The following is a 14,635-nucleotide window of genomic DNA, read 5'->3' as shown; positions in this document are numbered from 1 at the left end:
ATGCTTAGTCGTACAGCCGACGACCTTTTCTGGATGAGCCGCTATGTGGAGCGCGCGGAGAATGTCGCGCGCCTGCTGGAGGTGGCCGATCGCATGGCCCTGATGCCGCAGGATGCGGGCGGGACCGATGAATGGACCGCGGTGCTGATCGCCGGCGGCGTGGCACCGCTCTACACGGAGCTTGTCGGCAAGGTGGAGGCCGATCCGACCCTGCGCTTCATGGCGCTCAGCAAGGAGAATCCGTCCAGCATCTACAATTGCTTCTCCGTCGCCCGTGAGAACGCGCGGGCCCAACGCCACACGATCACGCGCGAACTGTGGGAAGCCATCAACGACACCTGGCACGGAATCCGGGACATGACCCCGGAAAAGGTGGAGGGCATGGGCCACACCGCCTTCTTCGAATGGGTCAAGTCGCGGTCGCATCTGGTCCGGGGGGCACTGGCCGGTACCATGATCCGCGACGATGCCTACAGCTTCACGCGCCTGGGCACCTTCATCGAACGGGCGGATTCCACGTCCCGTATCCTGGACGTGAAATACCACCTGATCCTGCCGACCGAGGAGGTCGTGGGCGGCGCACCCGACTATTACCAGTGGGCTGCGTTGCTGCAGTCCGTGTCGGCACAGGGCAGCTATCGCCGCATGTTCGGCGACCAGATCCGCTATACCAACGTGGCGGAACTGCTGGTCCTGCGGCCGGAGATGCCCCGGTCGGTGCGCAGTTGCTACGACAACATCATGGAGAATCTGCAGAACCTGACCGAGAGCTACGAGAGTCCGCCCCGCTGCCTCAGGATGGCCGGCAAGCTGCGGGCGCGGCTGGTCTACGGCGAGGTGGCGGAGTTTACCGGCCAGGAATCCGGCCTGCATGAATTCCTGACGGAAGTCGTGGATACCAACCTGCAGATCGCTGCCCAGATCGGGAAGGATTTCCTGCTGACCGCGGAAGCTGACGACAGCCCGCTGGCGATCCCGGAAAATGCTCGACAGGAACAGACGATGGGGTAAGAACGGTTCCTGCGGATGGCACCTGCCATCCCGCTTGAGGCAGTCCATCAGATGATGGAATCGCACCGGGGGGAGCCTGAGCCGTGACCTATTGCGTCGGAATGCTGACTGCCGAAGGCCTGATGATGCTGGCCGATACCCGAACCAATGCGGGCATCGACAGCATATCCACCTTTCGCAAGACCACTGTCTGGCACCGGCCTGGCGAACGGCTTGTCACGCTGCTGTCTGCGGGCAACCTGGCGGTCACCCAGGCGGTCGTCGGCCACCTGCAGGAACTGATCGCCAGTCCGAACGCTGACCCGTCCCAGACGATCCTCGGCGCACCGAGCATGTTCTCCATTGCCCGCCTGGTGGGCGATGCGGTGCGGCAGGTGCGCATGCTCGACGGTCCCTCGCTGGATCAGGGCGCCGGGGGCTTCAATGCCTCCTTCCTGCTGGGCGGCCAGATCGCGGGGCGGGAACTGCGGCTCTACCAGGTCTATGCGGAAGGCAACTTCATCGAGGCATCCGAGGACACGCCCTTCTTCCAGATCGGGGAGACCAAGTACGGCAAGCCGATTCTCGACCGGGTGATGAACTTCCAGATGCCACTGGTGGAGGCGGTGAAGGTCGGCCTGATCTCGATGGATTCGACCCTGCGGTCGAACATGTCGGTGGGCCTGCCGGTGGATCTGCTGCTCTATCGTCGCGACCATCCCGGAACCTGGCTGGAGCGTCGGTTCGAGGAGGGCGACCCCTACTTCGAGGACATCCGCAACCGCTGGTCCGATGCCTTGCGCGCCGCCTATCGCGAGATCCCCGATCTGGAACTGGATTTCTCTGCATGAGCGGTCTGACCGACAGCCAGATCGACCGCTATGCCCGCCACATCGTCCTGAAGGAAGTCGGCGGCGCCGGCCAGCAGAAGCTGCTGCGGGCGCGGGTCCTGGTGGTCGGTGCCGGCGGGCTCGGTTCCCCGCTGATCATGTATCTGGCCGCAGCCGGGGTCGGGACCATCGGCGTGGTGGATGACGATATCGTCTCCCGCTCCAACCTGCAGCGCCAGGTCCTGCATGGCGGCGACATGCTCGATCGCCCGAAGACAGACAGCGCGATCACTTCGGTCGCCCGTCTGAACGATGATGTCACCGTGGAGGCGCATCAGACCCGGATCAGCGCCGAGAACGCCGACGAACTGGTCTCCGGCTATGATCTCGTCTGCGACGGATCGGACAATTTCGCCACCCGTTTCGCCGTACATGACGCCTGTTTCAGGAACCGCAAGCCGCTCGTCTCCGCCGCGATCCTGCGCTTTGACGGTCAGTTGGCCACCTGGCGTGGCTATGAGGACGGGCTGCCCTGCTATCGCTGCCTGTACCCGGAGATCCCGCCGGAGGAGCAGACCTGCGCCCAGGACGGCGTGCTTGGCGCCATCGCCGGGGTCATGGGGTCGATGCAGGCGGTGGAGGTGATCAAGGAATTGCTCGGGCTGGGCGAAAGCATGGCCGGGCAGTTGCTGATCCATGATGCGCTGGGCGCGACGTTCCGCAAGGTACGGGTCAGGCCGGACCCGGAATGTCCACTCTGTGGCGGTGTCTGAAAGGCTCCGCTATCGTCACGAGATTCTTTTTGGGGAGAGAGAGAAATGGCTGATCTGGAAGTAGGCATCGCCGACGGTATCGCCACCGTCACCATGAACCGTCCCGAGGCACGCAACGCGCTGTCGATGGAGATGCGGGCGCTGATGCGCGAAGCCATGCACGAGCTGGAATATGACGACGCGGTGCGCTGCGTCGTGCTGACCGGCGCCGGTGATCACTTCATGGCCGGTGGCGATGTGAAGGGCATGCACGAATACCTCGGCACGGCCTCCGAGAGCGAGATCCAGGCCTATTTCGTCAACCGCATCCATGACCTGCACCCGATCATGTATTCCATGCGCCGGATGCCGAAGCCGATCATCGCCAAGGTCCGCGGTGCCGCCGCCGGTGCCGGTGTCTCCATGGCCGCGGCCTGTGACATGGTGATCTCCGCCGAGAGCGCCTTCTATACCCTGGCCTATGTCCACATCGGCACGACGCCGGATGCATCCTCCAGCTTTCACCTGCCCCGCGCCGTCGGCATCAAGAAGGCCATCGAGATGACCATGCTGGGCGACCGCCACACCGCGCAGCAGATGGCCGACGCCGGTCTGGTCAACTTCGTCGTGCCGGACGCCGATCTGGATGCGGAGACCGACAAGCTGGCCACGCGGCTGGCGAATGGTCCGACCTTCGTGCTGGGACAGGGCAAGCGGCTGATGTACCGCAGCCTGGAGAACGAATTCGAGAGCCAGCTGCAGTTCGAGGCGGAGTGCTTCGCGGAATGCGCGAAGCGCGAGGACTATCGCGAGGGCGTCAATGCCTTCGTCGAGAAGCGCAAGGCGAAGTTCACCGGGAAGTAGGCCTCTCGGCAGCAGTGACCGGCCAGAACGGGAAGTAAGAAAGAGGCGGAGAAGCCCATGTCCAGCAACGAGATGACGGGCGGCGAGGCCCTGGCACGCATGTTCCAGGCCTATGGCGTCGGACCGATGTTCGGCATGGGTGGATTCCAGCTGCTTCCCTTCTACGACGCGGTGCGCCGGCTGGGGCTTGGCCATAACCTGGTGAATGACGAGCGTTTCGGTGCGTTCGCCGCCGATGCCTACGCCAAGGTGTCGGGTCGGGTCGGCGTCATCGACGCGACGCTGGGTCCAGGGGCCACCAACCTTGTCACCGGTCTGGTGGAATCGCTGAACAGCGGTACCCCGATCGTTGCCCTGGTGGGTGACAGCCACCGCGCCCATTCCTGGAAGAACATGACCCAGGAATCGCGCCAGACCGAGATCCTGGCCCCCGCCGCCAAGGAAATGATCCGGGTGGAACGGATCGAGCGCATTCCCGAACTGATGACGCGGGCCTTCGCCGTCGCCACATCGGGCAGGCCGGGGCCGGTCGTGGTCGACGTGCCGGAGGACATTGCCCACGACACCTTCCCCTTCGACCCCGCCGAGTTCGAGGTTGATCCCGCCTACCAGTCCGCCCCGTCGATCCGCTCACGCCCCGCCCGCGCCGACGTGGAACGCGCGGCGGCACTGATCGCGAGGGCGCGGAAACCGATGATCCTGGCCGGGGGCGGGGTTCACATCTCCCGGGCCTGGGACGCGCTGCAGGCGCTGGCCACCGCCGCGGCCCTGCCGGTGGCGCACACCATGACCGGCAAGGGTGCCATTGCCTGCACCGATCCGTTGAGTGCCGGGCTGTTCGGGCGCTATGACCGGATTGCCAACAGCATGATCGAAGAGGCGGACGTGCTGCTGGTCATCGGCTGCAAGCTGGGGGAGATCGCCACCAAGCGCTATGTGCTGCCGGGCGCGGGCAAGACCATCATCCATCTGGACATCCTGGCGGAGGAGTTCGATCGGACCACTGCCGCCGATGTCCGGCTCTGGGGCGATGCACGTGAAGGCTGCCTGGATCTGGCCGAGGCCCTGTCCGATTCCCGCCCCGATGCGGACCGGCGTGCCTGGGCGGACAGCGTGCCGCAGCGGATGGCGACATGGCGGGCGTCGGTGCAGGACCGTCTCACCTCCGCCGAGGTGCCGGTCAACATGGCGCGGATGCTCAATGAACTGAACGGCATGCTGCCCGATGACGCCCTGCTGGTGGCCGATGGCGGCTTTGCGGCGCATTGGGGCGGGTTGCTCTATGACCAGCCGCGCGCCGGCCGGGGTTTCGTGCCGGATCGGGGCTTCGCCTCCATCGGCTATGGCCTGCCGGGCGCAGCGGGGGCAAAACTGGCCGCGCCGGAACGGACCACCTTCGCGATCACCGGCGACGGTGGCTTCAACATGATGATCGGTGAGCTGGAGACCGCGCGCCGCCTCGGGATCGGCTTTGCGCTGATGGTGGTGAACAATGCCGCCTCCGGCTACGTCAAGGCGCTGCAGCACCTGATGTATGGCACCGATGCCTACCAGTCATCGGACCTGAAGGAAGTGAACTACGCGAAGGTGGCGGAGGCCATGGGCTGCCGCGGCATTCGCGTCGAGCACCCCGACCAGTTGCAGGCCGCCATCGCGGCCGGGATCGAGACCACGGACGGCCCCTGTGTCATCGACGTCGTCGTGACCCGTGATCCGGCCAGGATGCTGCCTGCTGTCGACAACAGGACCGTGCAGGCCAAGAAGGGTGATCGCGTCGCCTGACCTGCCACACGGGGCCGGGGCCGGAGCTGGAGCCGGACGGGACCGTGCCGGCCTTCAGGACTGCTGCAGCCGCTCCTCCGCCTCCGCCGTGACCTCCATCAGCCAGGTCTCGAAAGCCTTCAGGCGGGGCCTGCTCTCGCGGCCTTCCGGATAGACCAGGTAATAGCCCCCCTTCACCGCCAGGTGGAAATCGAGCGGTTCGATCAGCGTGCCCGCCTCAAGCTCCGGGCGGACCAGATTCGGGTTCACGGGCACGATGCCCAGTCCCTGGATGGCGCCCTGGACTGCCAGGTTGGTGGTGTCCAGCTTCAGGCCCCGATCAGGATCGACACCGGTCTCCCCCACGGCGGTCAGCCACTGCCGCCAGGTATCGGGGCGGTTGACGTCATGCAGCAGCGGGTAATGCACCAGATCCGCCGGTGTCCTCAGCTTCGGTCGGCCTTCCAGCAGCGCCGGGCTGCAGACAGGCACGATCTCCTCCCGCAGCAGCAGCTTGGCCGTCAGTCCCTTCCAGCCGCCGACGCCATAGCGGATGGCCGCATCGGCCTCCACACGGCTGAAGTCGATGGCTTCCACGTTCGTGGTCATCCGCACCTCGATCTCCGGGTGGCGCTTCTGGAAGGCGGAGAGCTGCGGCACCAGCCAGCGCATGGCGAAGGTCGGCAGCACGTTGACCGTTAGCGAACCTGAACTGTCTTCCGCCTTCAGGGCTTCCGTCGCCTCGTTCATCTGGTCGAATGCCTGGCGCAGCGCCGGATAGTAGCGGCCGCCGGCAGCGGTCAGCAGCACCTTGCGCTGGCGACGCTCGAACAGTTTCACACCCAGCAGGTCCTCCAGTCCCTTGATCTGATGGCTGATGGCGGACGGCGTCAGATTCAACTCCTCCGCCGCGCGCGTGAAACTGAGCTGGCGCGCCGCGGCCTCGAACACGCGCAGGGCATTCAGCGGGGGCAATCTTCTGGGCACGTCGGACCCTCCAGGAAGGCGTGCGGCGCATGTTGCAACGCAACATTTGCCTGATCAATGAATTGAATTCATCAATGTGATGAGAAATGATCCTTTGTCAAGCGTCAGCACTGTTGACATATTCCAATCAGTCAGACGTTGAGCGGGGGACGCCTGACCCAACAGACCCTCGCTGAGCAAGGAGTATCGTGATGCAGTACCAGCAGATCAACCTGAATGATTTCAATGAACTGAAGCAGTCAAGCCCCGTCGATGGCGAGACTGGAGCTCTCGGTTTTCTCGACCTGGACGCGATCGAGCAGCGGGCGCATGCCGCACGCGCCGCCGCGACCCTGAAGGGCATCAACGGCATGCGCAAGGCGATGCTGCGCCTGTTTGCCTGACCTGATATCAACCTTTCGTTAAGCGTTTCGAACGCCGTCGCACCGAAATGCGGCGGCGTTCGGCATTTATGATGCAGCGCAATATAGCATTGCGCGGAATGCATGGCTCCGGGCATGCCGGCCGCGAAGCAGCAGGGCATCTACGGTACTTATTGATGAATTTGATTCATCTTCTCGGTGAGAGATGATCTTTTGTCATTCGCGCTGTCCGGCAACATATTGGTTTCAGTCAGACGTTGAGCGAGGGGCGCCTGACCCGACAGACCCTCGCTGAAGATGGAGAGTTCAAATGCAATACCAGCAACTCAACCTCAATGAATTCAATGCGATGAACCGCACTCCGGGCACAGAAGTGCACCTGCGGGAGAATGGCTCGATTGACATGGACTACTATCTGGCGCGCGCACAGAAGGCGCGGGCAGAAGAATCAGCCAAGAGCCTGCTGGCGATCAGGAAGGCCTTCACCGCACTTTTTGCCTGAAATGAAATCAACTGAGTGACGCGAAATCCGGCGCTGCCGGTCAGACGTTCATCAGACTGTCCACGACGCCGATGCGGGAAACCGTGTCGGCGTCTGCCGTTCCGGAGATCCGATCCGGCCGGAAATGCCGCTGAAACGCCGTGATGACGGAACGCGTCTCTTCGCCTGCCCGGCCATCGACCTGCACCCCGTAGCCGATCCGGGCCAGGGCCGCCTGCACCTGCCGTGTCCCCGCCACGGGCGGAGCATCTGAAGGGCCAGGCCCCGGCCAGAGCCCGATTCCGGCTTCGGCCAGCCGCGACCAGGGGAAATGCGCACCGGGATCCTGCTTGCGCATCGGGGCCACATCCGAATGCCCGAGGATGCGCCGGTCCGGAATGTCGTGGCGGCGGCGTATGTCGCGGACCAGGTGGATCAGGGCCGCGATCTGGGTGTCCGGGTAAGGCTCGGGGCCATCTGGCCCGGCGCAGGAGTGACCCCGGTTCTGCAACTCGATCCCGATGGAGCAGGCATTGATGTCCGTGACACCGCGCCATGAGGCAACGCCCGCATGCCAGGCGCGACGGTCCTCCGCCACCAGCGCATGGACGCGCCCATCGGTATCGACGAGATAGTGTGCCGAGACCTTCGTGGCAGGATCCGTCAGCAGATCCAGTGCCGTCGCCGCATCGGGCGTGTCCGTATAGTGCAGCACGAGCATGTCCACCGCCGTGCCCTTGCGGTCGTCATGATTGGGGGACGGGCGGTTCCTGCTCATCGTGTGGCCCTGATCATCGCGAGGCCCCCATCATTGCGGGGCCCTGATGCATCGGCTCGGCGGGACCGGCGTCATCAGCCGAACCCGCGTTCCTTCGAGATCCGGTCATAGGCCGCGTTGATCTTGGCCAGCTTCTCGTTGGCCACGGCGACGAATTCCTCCGGCAGGCCCTGCGCGATCACCCGGTCCGGATGGTTGGCCTTGATCAGCTTGCGGTAGGTCGCCTTCACCTCCGCATCCCCGGCGTCGGTCGCGATGCCGAGCACGGCATAGGGATCTTCCTCATCCAGCCCCAGATAGGTGGCATGCAGGCGGCTGTAGGCGGCATGGCCGATCCCGAAGATCTCGGCGACAGCCTTCAGGAACGTCACCTCGTTGGGGTGAATCACATTGTCGGCACGGGCGATGTGCATCAGGCCGGCCAGCAGATCCTCCAGCACTTCCGGGTTACCCTGGAACATCCCGGCGATCTGCTCGGCATAGGGCTCGAAGCCCGTCGCCTCCCGCTTCGCCTGATTGAAGACCCGCGCGACATTGCGCATCTCGTCCGGCGGAACCTGAAACACTTCCCGGAAGGCCAGGATCTCGTCCCTGGTCACGACGCCATCGGCCTTGGCCATCTTCGCGCCAAGCACGATGACCGCGATGGTGAAGGCGACCTTCTTGGTTGCGGCGGGGCGTCCCCCCTCCACACCATCCTGCAACAGCGCGTCTGCCGCATCCTCATCGGATTCGCGGATCCGGTCGACAGCATGGCCGGCCAGTCCGCCCACGATCGCCCCGATCGGCCCGCCGACGGCAAAGCCCAGTCCGCCACCGATCAGTTTCCCCCAAACGCTCATCTGCTCGCCAATCCCGTCACCTGCCGCAGGCCGTCCACCGTCGAAGTGCGACGCCAAATCCAGTCTGCTGAAAGCCTAGCCACCTTGCATGACAACGCAAAGCGTCCGATTGTCTCCCCGACCCTTGCCCTGACCCGGAGAATCGTTTGTGTCCCTGAACCAGCTTCTGGATGGATATCACGCCTTCATCGAGGATGGCTTCGCGGCAAATGCGGACCGCTATCGGCAGCTCGAGGCGCTGGGCCAGTCGCCCAGCACCATGATCATTGCCTGCGCCGACAGCCGCGTCGATCCGGCGACCATATTCAATGCCGGTCCGGGGGAGCTGTTCGTCATCCGCAATGTGGCGAACGTGGTGCCGAGCTATGCCCCCGACGGGCGCGCACATGGCGTCAGCGCGGCGCTGGAGTTCGCGGTCAAGGTGCTGAGGGTCAGCGATATCGTGGTGCTGGGCCATGCCCAGTGCGGCGGCGTCAAGGCGCTGCTGATGGATGAGAACAACACGGACGGGATCGGCGAGTTCGTGGCTCCCTGGATGGCCAGTTCGCGCGGCATCCTTGACCGGGTGATGGGGCATTCGGCCGGGCACGATGTCGAAACGATCCTCGGCCGGATGGAGGAGGAGAACATCCGCCTCGGCCTGTCCAACCTGATGACCTTCCCCTGGATATCGGAACCCGTGAGAGCCGGCAGGATCGCCCTGCACGGCATGCATTTCGGCATTGCCGAGGGACGGCTGGCACGCCTGGACCCGGAAACCGACACCTTCGTGACCGTCGGGACGGGTGCCGGGGCGTTGCAGGCGTGAGACTGCGGCTCGGCCCATCGGTCGCCGCCCTGTTCCTGCTGGCGGGTGCGGCGCTGCTGCTGATCCCGATCGAGGGCCTCTCGCATGAGGCCGCCCTGGGCGGGGCGCTGGCACTGGCGGCCATCGGGCTCTGGGCAACCAACGCCATTCCCGAACATCTGACGGCGCTGCTGTTCTTCCTGGTCGCCATGGTGGCCGGTGTCGCCACGGCACCGGTCGTCTTCTCGGGCTTTGCATCCTCCGCATTCTGGCTGCTGTTCGGCGGCATGATCGTCGGCGCCGCCGTGCGTGATACGGGTCTCGGCGCGCGGGTCGCCGGTGTTCTGGCCCGCCGCATGGGGGTCAGCTATCTCGGAATCCTGAGCGGCGTGATGTGCGTGGCACTGGGCCTGGCCTTCGTCATGCCGTCATCGACAGGACGTGTCGTGCTGCTGATGCCCGTGGCGTTGGGTCTGGCCGATGTCTTCGGTTTCGAGGAGGGTTCGCGTGGCCGGATCGGCATCGCGATGACCGCCGGGCTGGGCGCTTTCCTGCCCGGATTCGGCGTCATGCCCGCCAACGTGCCGAATCTGGTGATGATCGGCGCGGCTGATACGCTCTACGGGCTGAAGCCGGTCTACGGGGACTACCTGCTGCTGCATTTTCCGGTCCTGGGCCTGCTGAAGGCGATCACGGTCGTTGCCGTGATCCGGATCCTGTTTCCCGACAGTATCCGTGCCGATGCCCGAACCACCTCCACACCGGGGCCGCTGTCATCAGAGGAGCGGCGACTGGCCGTGATCCTGGTGGTGGCGCTGGCACTGTGGGCGACGGACTTCATTCACGGCGTCTCGCCGGCCTGGGTGGCGCTGGGGGCCGGTGTCGCCTGCATGCTGCCGCCGTTCCGGCTCATCGACCCGGCGAAGATGACCGATGCGGTGCAGTTCCGTCCACTGCTCTACATCTCCGGCGTGCTTTCCCTGGGCGCGGTGGTCGCGACCACAGGCATTGCCGACCACATGGCCAGCGGTTTCCTGCGGCTGGCGGAGCTGGAGCCGGGCAAGGATGCCTGGAACTTCGCTGCCGTCGTGGGCGCGTCGATCGGTGTCAGCCTGCTCGGCACCGCGCCGACCGTGCCTGCGGTGCTGACACCGCTGGCGGACCAGCTCTCCGTTGCCATGGGGCTGCCGCTGGCCACGACCCTGATGATGCAGGTGCCGGCCTATTCGACGGTCCTGTTTCCGTTCCAGGGGCCACCGATGGTGGTTGCCATGCAGCTCGGCAAGGTGCCGATGCGTGACGGCATCCGGGCCACCCTGATGGTCGCGATCATCACCATCGTGATCCTCTTGCCGCTCGACTATCTGTGGTGGCAGGTACTCGGACGGTTCGATGGCTGACCGGAAGACAGACCGCGATGCGCCGAAGGTGGTGCATCTGCTGAAGATCTGCGTCGGCGTCGATCAGGTGGAGCAGCTGGAACTCTGGCAGGGCCAGCGCGTGGCGCGCGGCGAGCCGTTGCGTCATGTCACCCGCAGCCGGCCACGGCGGGACGCGGAGGTGCTGGCCGGGGGATCACTCTACTGGATCATCGCAGGCGCGATCCGGGTGCGGCAGCGGATCGTCGGGCTGGACCGGGTGGAGACCGACACGGGCATCAAGTGCGGCCTGGTACTGGACCCGGAACTGGTCCGTACGGAACCGTGGCTGCGTCGCCCGCATCAGGGCTGGCGCTACCTGGAGGCGAAGGATGCGCCGCCGGACCTTTCCGGCCGTGCCGACGCGGAAGGGTTGCCGCCGGAGCTGCAGGTGGCCTTGCGCGACATCGGCGTCTATTGAGTCAGGGATGGTCGCCTGCGGGTGCCTGGGGCGGCAGGTGCGCCGTACGGGTGCTGGAATGGACCAGGCGCAGGCCTGTCGGAATCCCGGTGCGCCAGTGCCACCGCCAGTAACCGATCAGGAAGTCAACGCGATCACCGCTGCCCAGGAACGGCGTCAGCACCCGCTCGTAGGACTGGGGCTCGAGAGTCGTCATCCGCCCGCGACGATGCCAGTAGTGCGGCCGGCCCTGACGAATGACATCCTCGTAGACCGGTTGAATGGCCGCCATTTCCGCCTCGGGCAGGGTTTCATCCATGAATTTGCCACTGTGGGAAGCGCCATTGACATGGTCATGGTTGGTGCCCAGGAACCTGTAGCGGAAACGGTTGGCGCGGCCTTCCTTGCGGGCGACCTCGATCACCGCGATACCGCGCCACAGACGCGCGACGTCAAGCGGATCGAACTCGCTCTTGCGCGGGGTGCGACCGTGCTTCCTCTCCAGGGACATCCAGTAGTCGAGGAACGACTGCAGGCCGCTTTCGAGTGCTTCCGGATACCCATCGGAGGACCCGACCTCTGCCCATAGCAACGATTCTGTCGACATCAGTCCCTCTACCCCAAGCCCCCCGGCTCCGTTTCCCATACGACAGCTACCAAAGCTTGTGGACTCCAAAAACGGGTAGATGAAGTATGTGGACACCAAAAAGGGAACAATTTTGCTCATGTTTCGCCCGATTCCCGATTTCGTACAGAAATGCCTCTTTGTTGGGCTCATTCTCATCCTCCTGACACCCCCGGCGACGGCCGAACAAGGGGTTCAGGACCTGTTGCCCGATTCGACGGTCGCAAGGGGAACAGGACTGATCGCGGAGGCCTGGCTGGGGCAGCCGGTAGGGCGCTACGGACATGGTGTCCTCGGCGACCGGACAGAGGCTGGAACCCTCTATGCGCGCCTGGCCAATGGCCGGGTTGTCGGGCACCGGCTGGACAGTCGCTCCGTGTTCGAGGATCTGACCGTGCGCCTTGCCGACCTGAACGGCAACGGACAGGACGAACTGGTCGTGGTGCAGTCGAGCCTGGAGCAGGGTTCGGCCCTGGCGGTGCTCGGCCTGCGTGCCGGACGCCTGCAGGCCATCGCACGCACGCCCTGGATCGGCACCCGCAACCGGTGGCTCAATCCGGCGGGCATCGCCGACTACGATGGTGACGGCGTGATGGAGATCGCCCTGGTCCGGACCCCCCATATCGGCGGGACCCTGCAGTTCTGGCAGCTTGCCGGTGGTGAGCTGATCGCCAGGGGCGAACTGTACGGGTTCTCCAATCACCGGATCGGCAGCCGGATACAGGACCTGAGCGCCACGCTCGACTGGGACGGCGACGGCATCGCGGATCTGCTGCTGCCGGAGGTCGGGCGACGCTCGCTGGCCGTTGTGACGCTCTCTGGCGGGACCACGCGGGTCCTCACCACGCTGCCGCTACCGGCCGAGGTGAAAGGCCCGCTGACCCTGAATGCCGGGGGCCGATCCGTGCGGGTGCCGCTCGAGAATGGCGAGACGGTCAGCATCGGCCCGGACACCTGATCGGCGCGGCGGCGTGCCTGCCGGCCGGCGATTTCGGTATTTTTGATGATTTACCGCATACTTCCGGGCGGCAATGTCAGGGAATAGTCGCCGGGCAGCTCACAGCAGCTGTTGCACATGCGGTGATGGGCACCCAGACTCATGATTTCATTGCCACATTCCTGGTAGTTCAGGCATTTCCTGCGCGTCCGGCCCGACCGTGGGCCGAGAATGGTGCGACGGCGTTCATCGCGATAGGGACCTCGGGGCTTGCCCATGCGTCATTCCTCCGGTTGTGATACCGGAACAATATACAGGTATTTATACCGTTACAAGGTCTTCTGCGGTATTTTTCTACTTTCGTTTCGGTATTACCGCATAGACCAGCGTCGCCTGGGCGGCCGGTTTCGCCTGCTGACCGTCCGCATAGAGGGTGCAGTCGCCGAACATCATGCTGCGCCCTTCCTTGGTGACCTGCGCCTCGCAGATCAGGTCCGTATCGGCAACGGCGCGGAAGAAGCTGGTGGATTGCTGTACGGTCGCGATGTCGGCCTCCCCCCGCAGCGCCGAGCGGACGGCGAAGACCATCGCGGTATCGGCCACCGCCATCATGGCCTGGCCCGACAGGATGCCGCCGACCCGGTTCAGCCGCCCATTGTTCGGCAGCCGGACCCGCACGAAGCCCGGCCGGATTTCCTCCACCTCGAGCCCCAGGTCCTTCACCCAGGGCGCGAACCATGTCTCCGCAGCCTCGCGCGCCTGCGCCAGCGTGAATCCCGCATCCTGCGCCTGTTCCGTCATGATCGTGCCTCCCCTCTGATCGCTGTCGCATCTTTGACCAAAGGGCCCCCCGGCGACAATCCCGTCAGCGGCGGGCCTCACGCGAAACGGCGCGCCCCGACGACACAGGCCACCACGGCCAGACAGACAAGGCCCAGGGCCGGACTGACGTCCTCGCCCAGCAGTCCCGCCGCCAGCATCAGCCCCATGAAGGGCTGCAGCAACTGCAGTTGCCCCACCGCCGCAATGCCGCCCTGCGCCAGACCGCGGTACCAGAACACGAACCCGATCAGCATGCTGAAAAGGGAGACATAGCCGAGCGCAAGCCAGGCCGGAGGCGCGATCCCGGCGTAGCTGTCCGGCTGCGCCAGCAGCGCCAGCGGCAGCATCACCGGCAGTGCCAGTACCAGCGCCCAGCTGATCACCTGCCAGCCCCCCAGGGCGCGGGAGAGCTTCGCCCCCTCCGCATAGCCGAGCCCGCAGACCAGAATCGCCGCAAGCATCAGCAGGTCACCGCTCCAGGAGGCGGAGAGATCCTCCGTCAGGGCAAATCCGGCAACCAGCACCGCCCCGATGACGGAGAACAGCCAGAATGCCGGGCGTGGCCGGTCCCCGGCCCGCACCACGGCAAAGATGGCGGTGGCCAGCGGCAGCAGTCCGATGAAGAGCATGGAATGCGCCGACGTGATCCGCTGCAGCGCCAGGGCGGTCAGCAGGGGGAACCCGATGACCACACCCAGCGTCGTGATCAGCAGGGACAGCATGTCACCGCGACCCGGACGGTCCTGCCGCAGCAACAGCAGACAGGCACCGCCGACGAGACCGGCAATCGCCGCGCGCACCAGCGTCAGGAACACCGGATCGAAATCCGCGACGGCCACCCGCGTGGCCGGCAGGCTGCCGCTGAATATGGCGACACCGGCGAACCCGTAGATCCATGCTGCTGACCGACTGTCCATCCGGGACTTCCCCCTTGTCTCGCCCGGACATTGGGTCGGGGGAGATGGTCACGCCAGATACAGTCCAGTACAATCAGGACAT

17 protein-coding genes are annotated in these 14,635 nt (G+C 65.1%); 11 read left to right on the top strand and 6 right to left on the bottom strand.

Features of this window, described 5'->3' with window-relative positions; genetic code table 11:
* From QGV55_RS18860 to QGV55_RS18840, 5 genes are all read left to right on the top strand, one after another.
* Nucleotides 1-1,011 (top strand): alpha-E domain-containing protein, encoded by a 1,011-nt coding sequence (locus tag QGV55_RS18860; RefSeq protein WP_281019092.1) that lies wholly within the window; start codon nt 1-3, stop codon nt 1,009-1,011.
* 83 nt (nt 1,012-1,094) lie between these two features.
* Nucleotides 1,095-1,841, top strand: coding sequence for a hypothetical protein (locus QGV55_RS18855; RefSeq protein ID WP_281019093.1), 747 nt, complete (start codon nt 1,095-1,097; stop codon nt 1,839-1,841).
* Nucleotides 1,838-2,593: a molybdopterin-synthase adenylyltransferase MoeB gene (gene moeB, locus QGV55_RS18850; RefSeq protein ID WP_281019094.1), complete on the top strand. Its 756-nt coding sequence runs from the start codon at nt 1,838-1,840 to the stop codon at nt 2,591-2,593. The genes QGV55_RS18855 and moeB overlap by 4 nt, the downstream gene beginning before the upstream one ends.
* 45 nt (nt 2,594-2,638) lie before the next feature.
* Complete coding sequence (locus QGV55_RS18845; protein WP_281019095.1) at nt 2,639-3,436, top strand: enoyl-CoA hydratase; 798 nt, start codon at nt 2,639-2,641, stop codon at nt 3,434-3,436.
* Between the two features lie 57 nt (nt 3,437-3,493).
* On the top strand, nt 3,494-5,218 hold the full coding sequence (locus tag QGV55_RS18840; RefSeq protein ID WP_281019096.1) for a thiamine pyrophosphate-binding protein: 1,725 nt from the start codon (nt 3,494-3,496) through the stop codon (nt 5,216-5,218).
* Nucleotides 5,219-5,272: 54 nt separating this feature from the next.
* On the opposite strand, the gene QGV55_RS18835 is transcribed toward QGV55_RS18840, so the two are convergent.
* Nucleotides 5,273-6,184: a transcriptional regulator GcvA gene (locus QGV55_RS18835; protein WP_281019097.1), complete on the bottom strand. Its 912-nt coding sequence runs from the start codon at nt 6,182-6,184 to the stop codon at nt 5,273-5,275.
* A 191-nt stretch (nt 6,185-6,375) separates the two neighbouring features.
* Between QGV55_RS18835 and QGV55_RS18830 the strand changes: the two genes are divergently transcribed.
* A complete protein-coding gene (locus QGV55_RS18830) occupies nt 6,376-6,567 on the top strand; it encodes a hypothetical protein (RefSeq protein ID WP_281019098.1) in 192 nt (63 codons plus the stop codon).
* 289 nt (nt 6,568-6,856) lie between these two features.
* On the top strand, nt 6,857-7,048 hold the full coding sequence (locus QGV55_RS18825; protein ID WP_281019099.1) for a hypothetical protein: 192 nt from the start codon (nt 6,857-6,859) through the stop codon (nt 7,046-7,048).
* Between the two features lie 40 nt (nt 7,049-7,088).
* On the opposite strand, the gene QGV55_RS18820 is transcribed toward QGV55_RS18825, so the two are convergent.
* Both QGV55_RS18820 and QGV55_RS18815 read right to left on the bottom strand, forming a co-directional pair.
* On the bottom strand, nt 7,089-7,805 hold the full coding sequence (locus tag QGV55_RS18820; RefSeq protein WP_281019100.1) for an N-acetylmuramoyl-L-alanine amidase: 717 nt from the start codon (nt 7,803-7,805) through the stop codon (nt 7,089-7,091).
* Between the two features lie 74 nt (nt 7,806-7,879).
* Complete coding sequence (locus tag QGV55_RS18815; RefSeq protein ID WP_281019101.1) at nt 7,880-8,647, bottom strand: TerB family tellurite resistance protein; 768 nt, start codon at nt 8,645-8,647, stop codon at nt 7,880-7,882.
* 148 nt (nt 8,648-8,795) lie between these two features.
* Between QGV55_RS18815 and QGV55_RS18810 the strand changes: the two genes are divergently transcribed.
* From QGV55_RS18810 to QGV55_RS18800, 3 genes are read left to right on the top strand one after another with little or no spacing between them, the layout of a single operon-like run.
* On the top strand, nt 8,796-9,455 hold the full coding sequence (locus QGV55_RS18810) for a carbonic anhydrase (RefSeq protein ID WP_281019102.1): 660 nt from the start codon (nt 8,796-8,798) through the stop codon (nt 9,453-9,455).
* Nucleotides 9,452-10,834 (top strand): SLC13 family permease, encoded by a 1,383-nt coding sequence (locus QGV55_RS18805; RefSeq protein WP_281019103.1) that lies wholly within the window; start codon nt 9,452-9,454, stop codon nt 10,832-10,834. The genes QGV55_RS18810 and QGV55_RS18805 overlap by 4 nt, the downstream gene beginning before the upstream one ends.
* Nucleotides 10,827-11,273, top strand: coding sequence for a DUF1489 domain-containing protein (locus QGV55_RS18800; RefSeq protein ID WP_281019104.1), 447 nt, complete (start codon nt 10,827-10,829; stop codon nt 11,271-11,273). Before QGV55_RS18805 ends, QGV55_RS18800 begins: the two co-directional genes overlap by 8 nt.
* Before the next feature lies 1 nt (nt 11,274).
* Here the strand turns inward: QGV55_RS18800 and QGV55_RS18795 are convergent, their stop codons facing one another.
* A complete protein-coding gene (locus QGV55_RS18795) occupies nt 11,275-11,859 on the bottom strand; it encodes a PAS domain-containing protein (protein WP_281019105.1) in 585 nt (194 codons plus the stop codon).
* 223 nt (nt 11,860-12,082) lie between these two features.
* Between QGV55_RS18795 and QGV55_RS18790 the strand changes: the two genes are divergently transcribed.
* Nucleotides 12,083-12,835: a VCBS repeat-containing protein gene (locus tag QGV55_RS18790; protein ID WP_281019106.1), complete on the top strand. Its 753-nt coding sequence runs from the start codon at nt 12,083-12,085 to the stop codon at nt 12,833-12,835.
* Nucleotides 12,836-13,168: 333 nt separating this feature from the next.
* Here QGV55_RS18790 and QGV55_RS18785 read toward each other — a convergent pair whose 3' ends face one another.
* Together QGV55_RS18785 and QGV55_RS18780 are read right to left on the bottom strand one after the other, a co-directional pair.
* On the bottom strand, nt 13,169-13,615 hold the full coding sequence (locus QGV55_RS18785) for a PaaI family thioesterase (RefSeq protein WP_281019107.1): 447 nt from the start codon (nt 13,613-13,615) through the stop codon (nt 13,169-13,171).
* Between the two features lie 77 nt (nt 13,616-13,692).
* Nucleotides 13,693-14,553: a DMT family transporter gene (locus tag QGV55_RS18780; protein ID WP_281019108.1), complete on the bottom strand. Its 861-nt coding sequence runs from the start codon at nt 14,551-14,553 to the stop codon at nt 13,693-13,695.
* Nucleotides 14,554-14,635: the final 82 nt, after the last annotated feature.

Source organism: Minwuia sp. IMCC3009 (assembly GCF_029909415.1).
Lineage (GTDB): Bacteria > Pseudomonadota > Alphaproteobacteria > Minwuiales > Minwuiaceae > Minwuia.
Note: the sequence above shows the minus strand (reverse complement) of the source record. Positions and strands in the feature narration are given on the sequence as shown.

Bases quoted from the DNA above. Each gene is read 5' to 3' on its own strand.
- QGV55_RS18860 (WP_281019092.1), top strand. From the start codon at position 1: ATGCTTAGTCGTACAGCCGACGACCTTTTCTGGATGAGCCGCTATGTG.
- moeB (WP_281019094.1), top strand. From the start codon at position 1,838: ATGAGCGGTCTGACCGACAGCCAGATCGACCGCTATGCCCGCCACATC.
- QGV55_RS18845 (WP_281019095.1), top strand. From the start codon at position 2,639: ATGGCTGATCTGGAAGTAGGCATCGCCGACGGTATCGCCACCGTCACC.
- QGV55_RS18840 (WP_281019096.1), top strand. From the start codon at position 3,494: ATGTCCAGCAACGAGATGACGGGCGGCGAGGCCCTGGCACGCATGTTC.
- QGV55_RS18830 (WP_281019098.1), top strand. From the start codon at position 6,376: ATGCAGTACCAGCAGATCAACCTGAATGATTTCAATGAACTGAAGCAG.
- QGV55_RS18825 (WP_281019099.1), top strand. From the start codon at position 6,857: ATGCAATACCAGCAACTCAACCTCAATGAATTCAATGCGATGAACCGC.
- QGV55_RS18820 (WP_281019100.1), bottom strand. From the start codon at position 7,805: ATGAGCAGGAACCGCCCGTCCCCCAATCATGACGACCGCAAGGGCACG.
- QGV55_RS18815 (WP_281019101.1), bottom strand. From the start codon at position 8,647: ATGAGCGTTTGGGGGAAACTGATCGGTGGCGGACTGGGCTTTGCCGTC.
- QGV55_RS18800 (WP_281019104.1), top strand. From the start codon at position 10,827: ATGGCTGACCGGAAGACAGACCGCGATGCGCCGAAGGTGGTGCATCTG.
- QGV55_RS18795 (WP_281019105.1), bottom strand. From the start codon at position 11,859: ATGTCGACAGAATCGTTGCTATGGGCAGAGGTCGGGTCCTCCGATGGG.
- QGV55_RS18785 (WP_281019107.1), bottom strand. From the start codon at position 13,615: ATGACGGAACAGGCGCAGGATGCGGGATTCACGCTGGCGCAGGCGCGC.
- QGV55_RS18780 (WP_281019108.1), bottom strand. From the start codon at position 14,553: ATGGACAGTCGGTCAGCAGCATGGATCTACGGGTTCGCCGGTGTCGCC.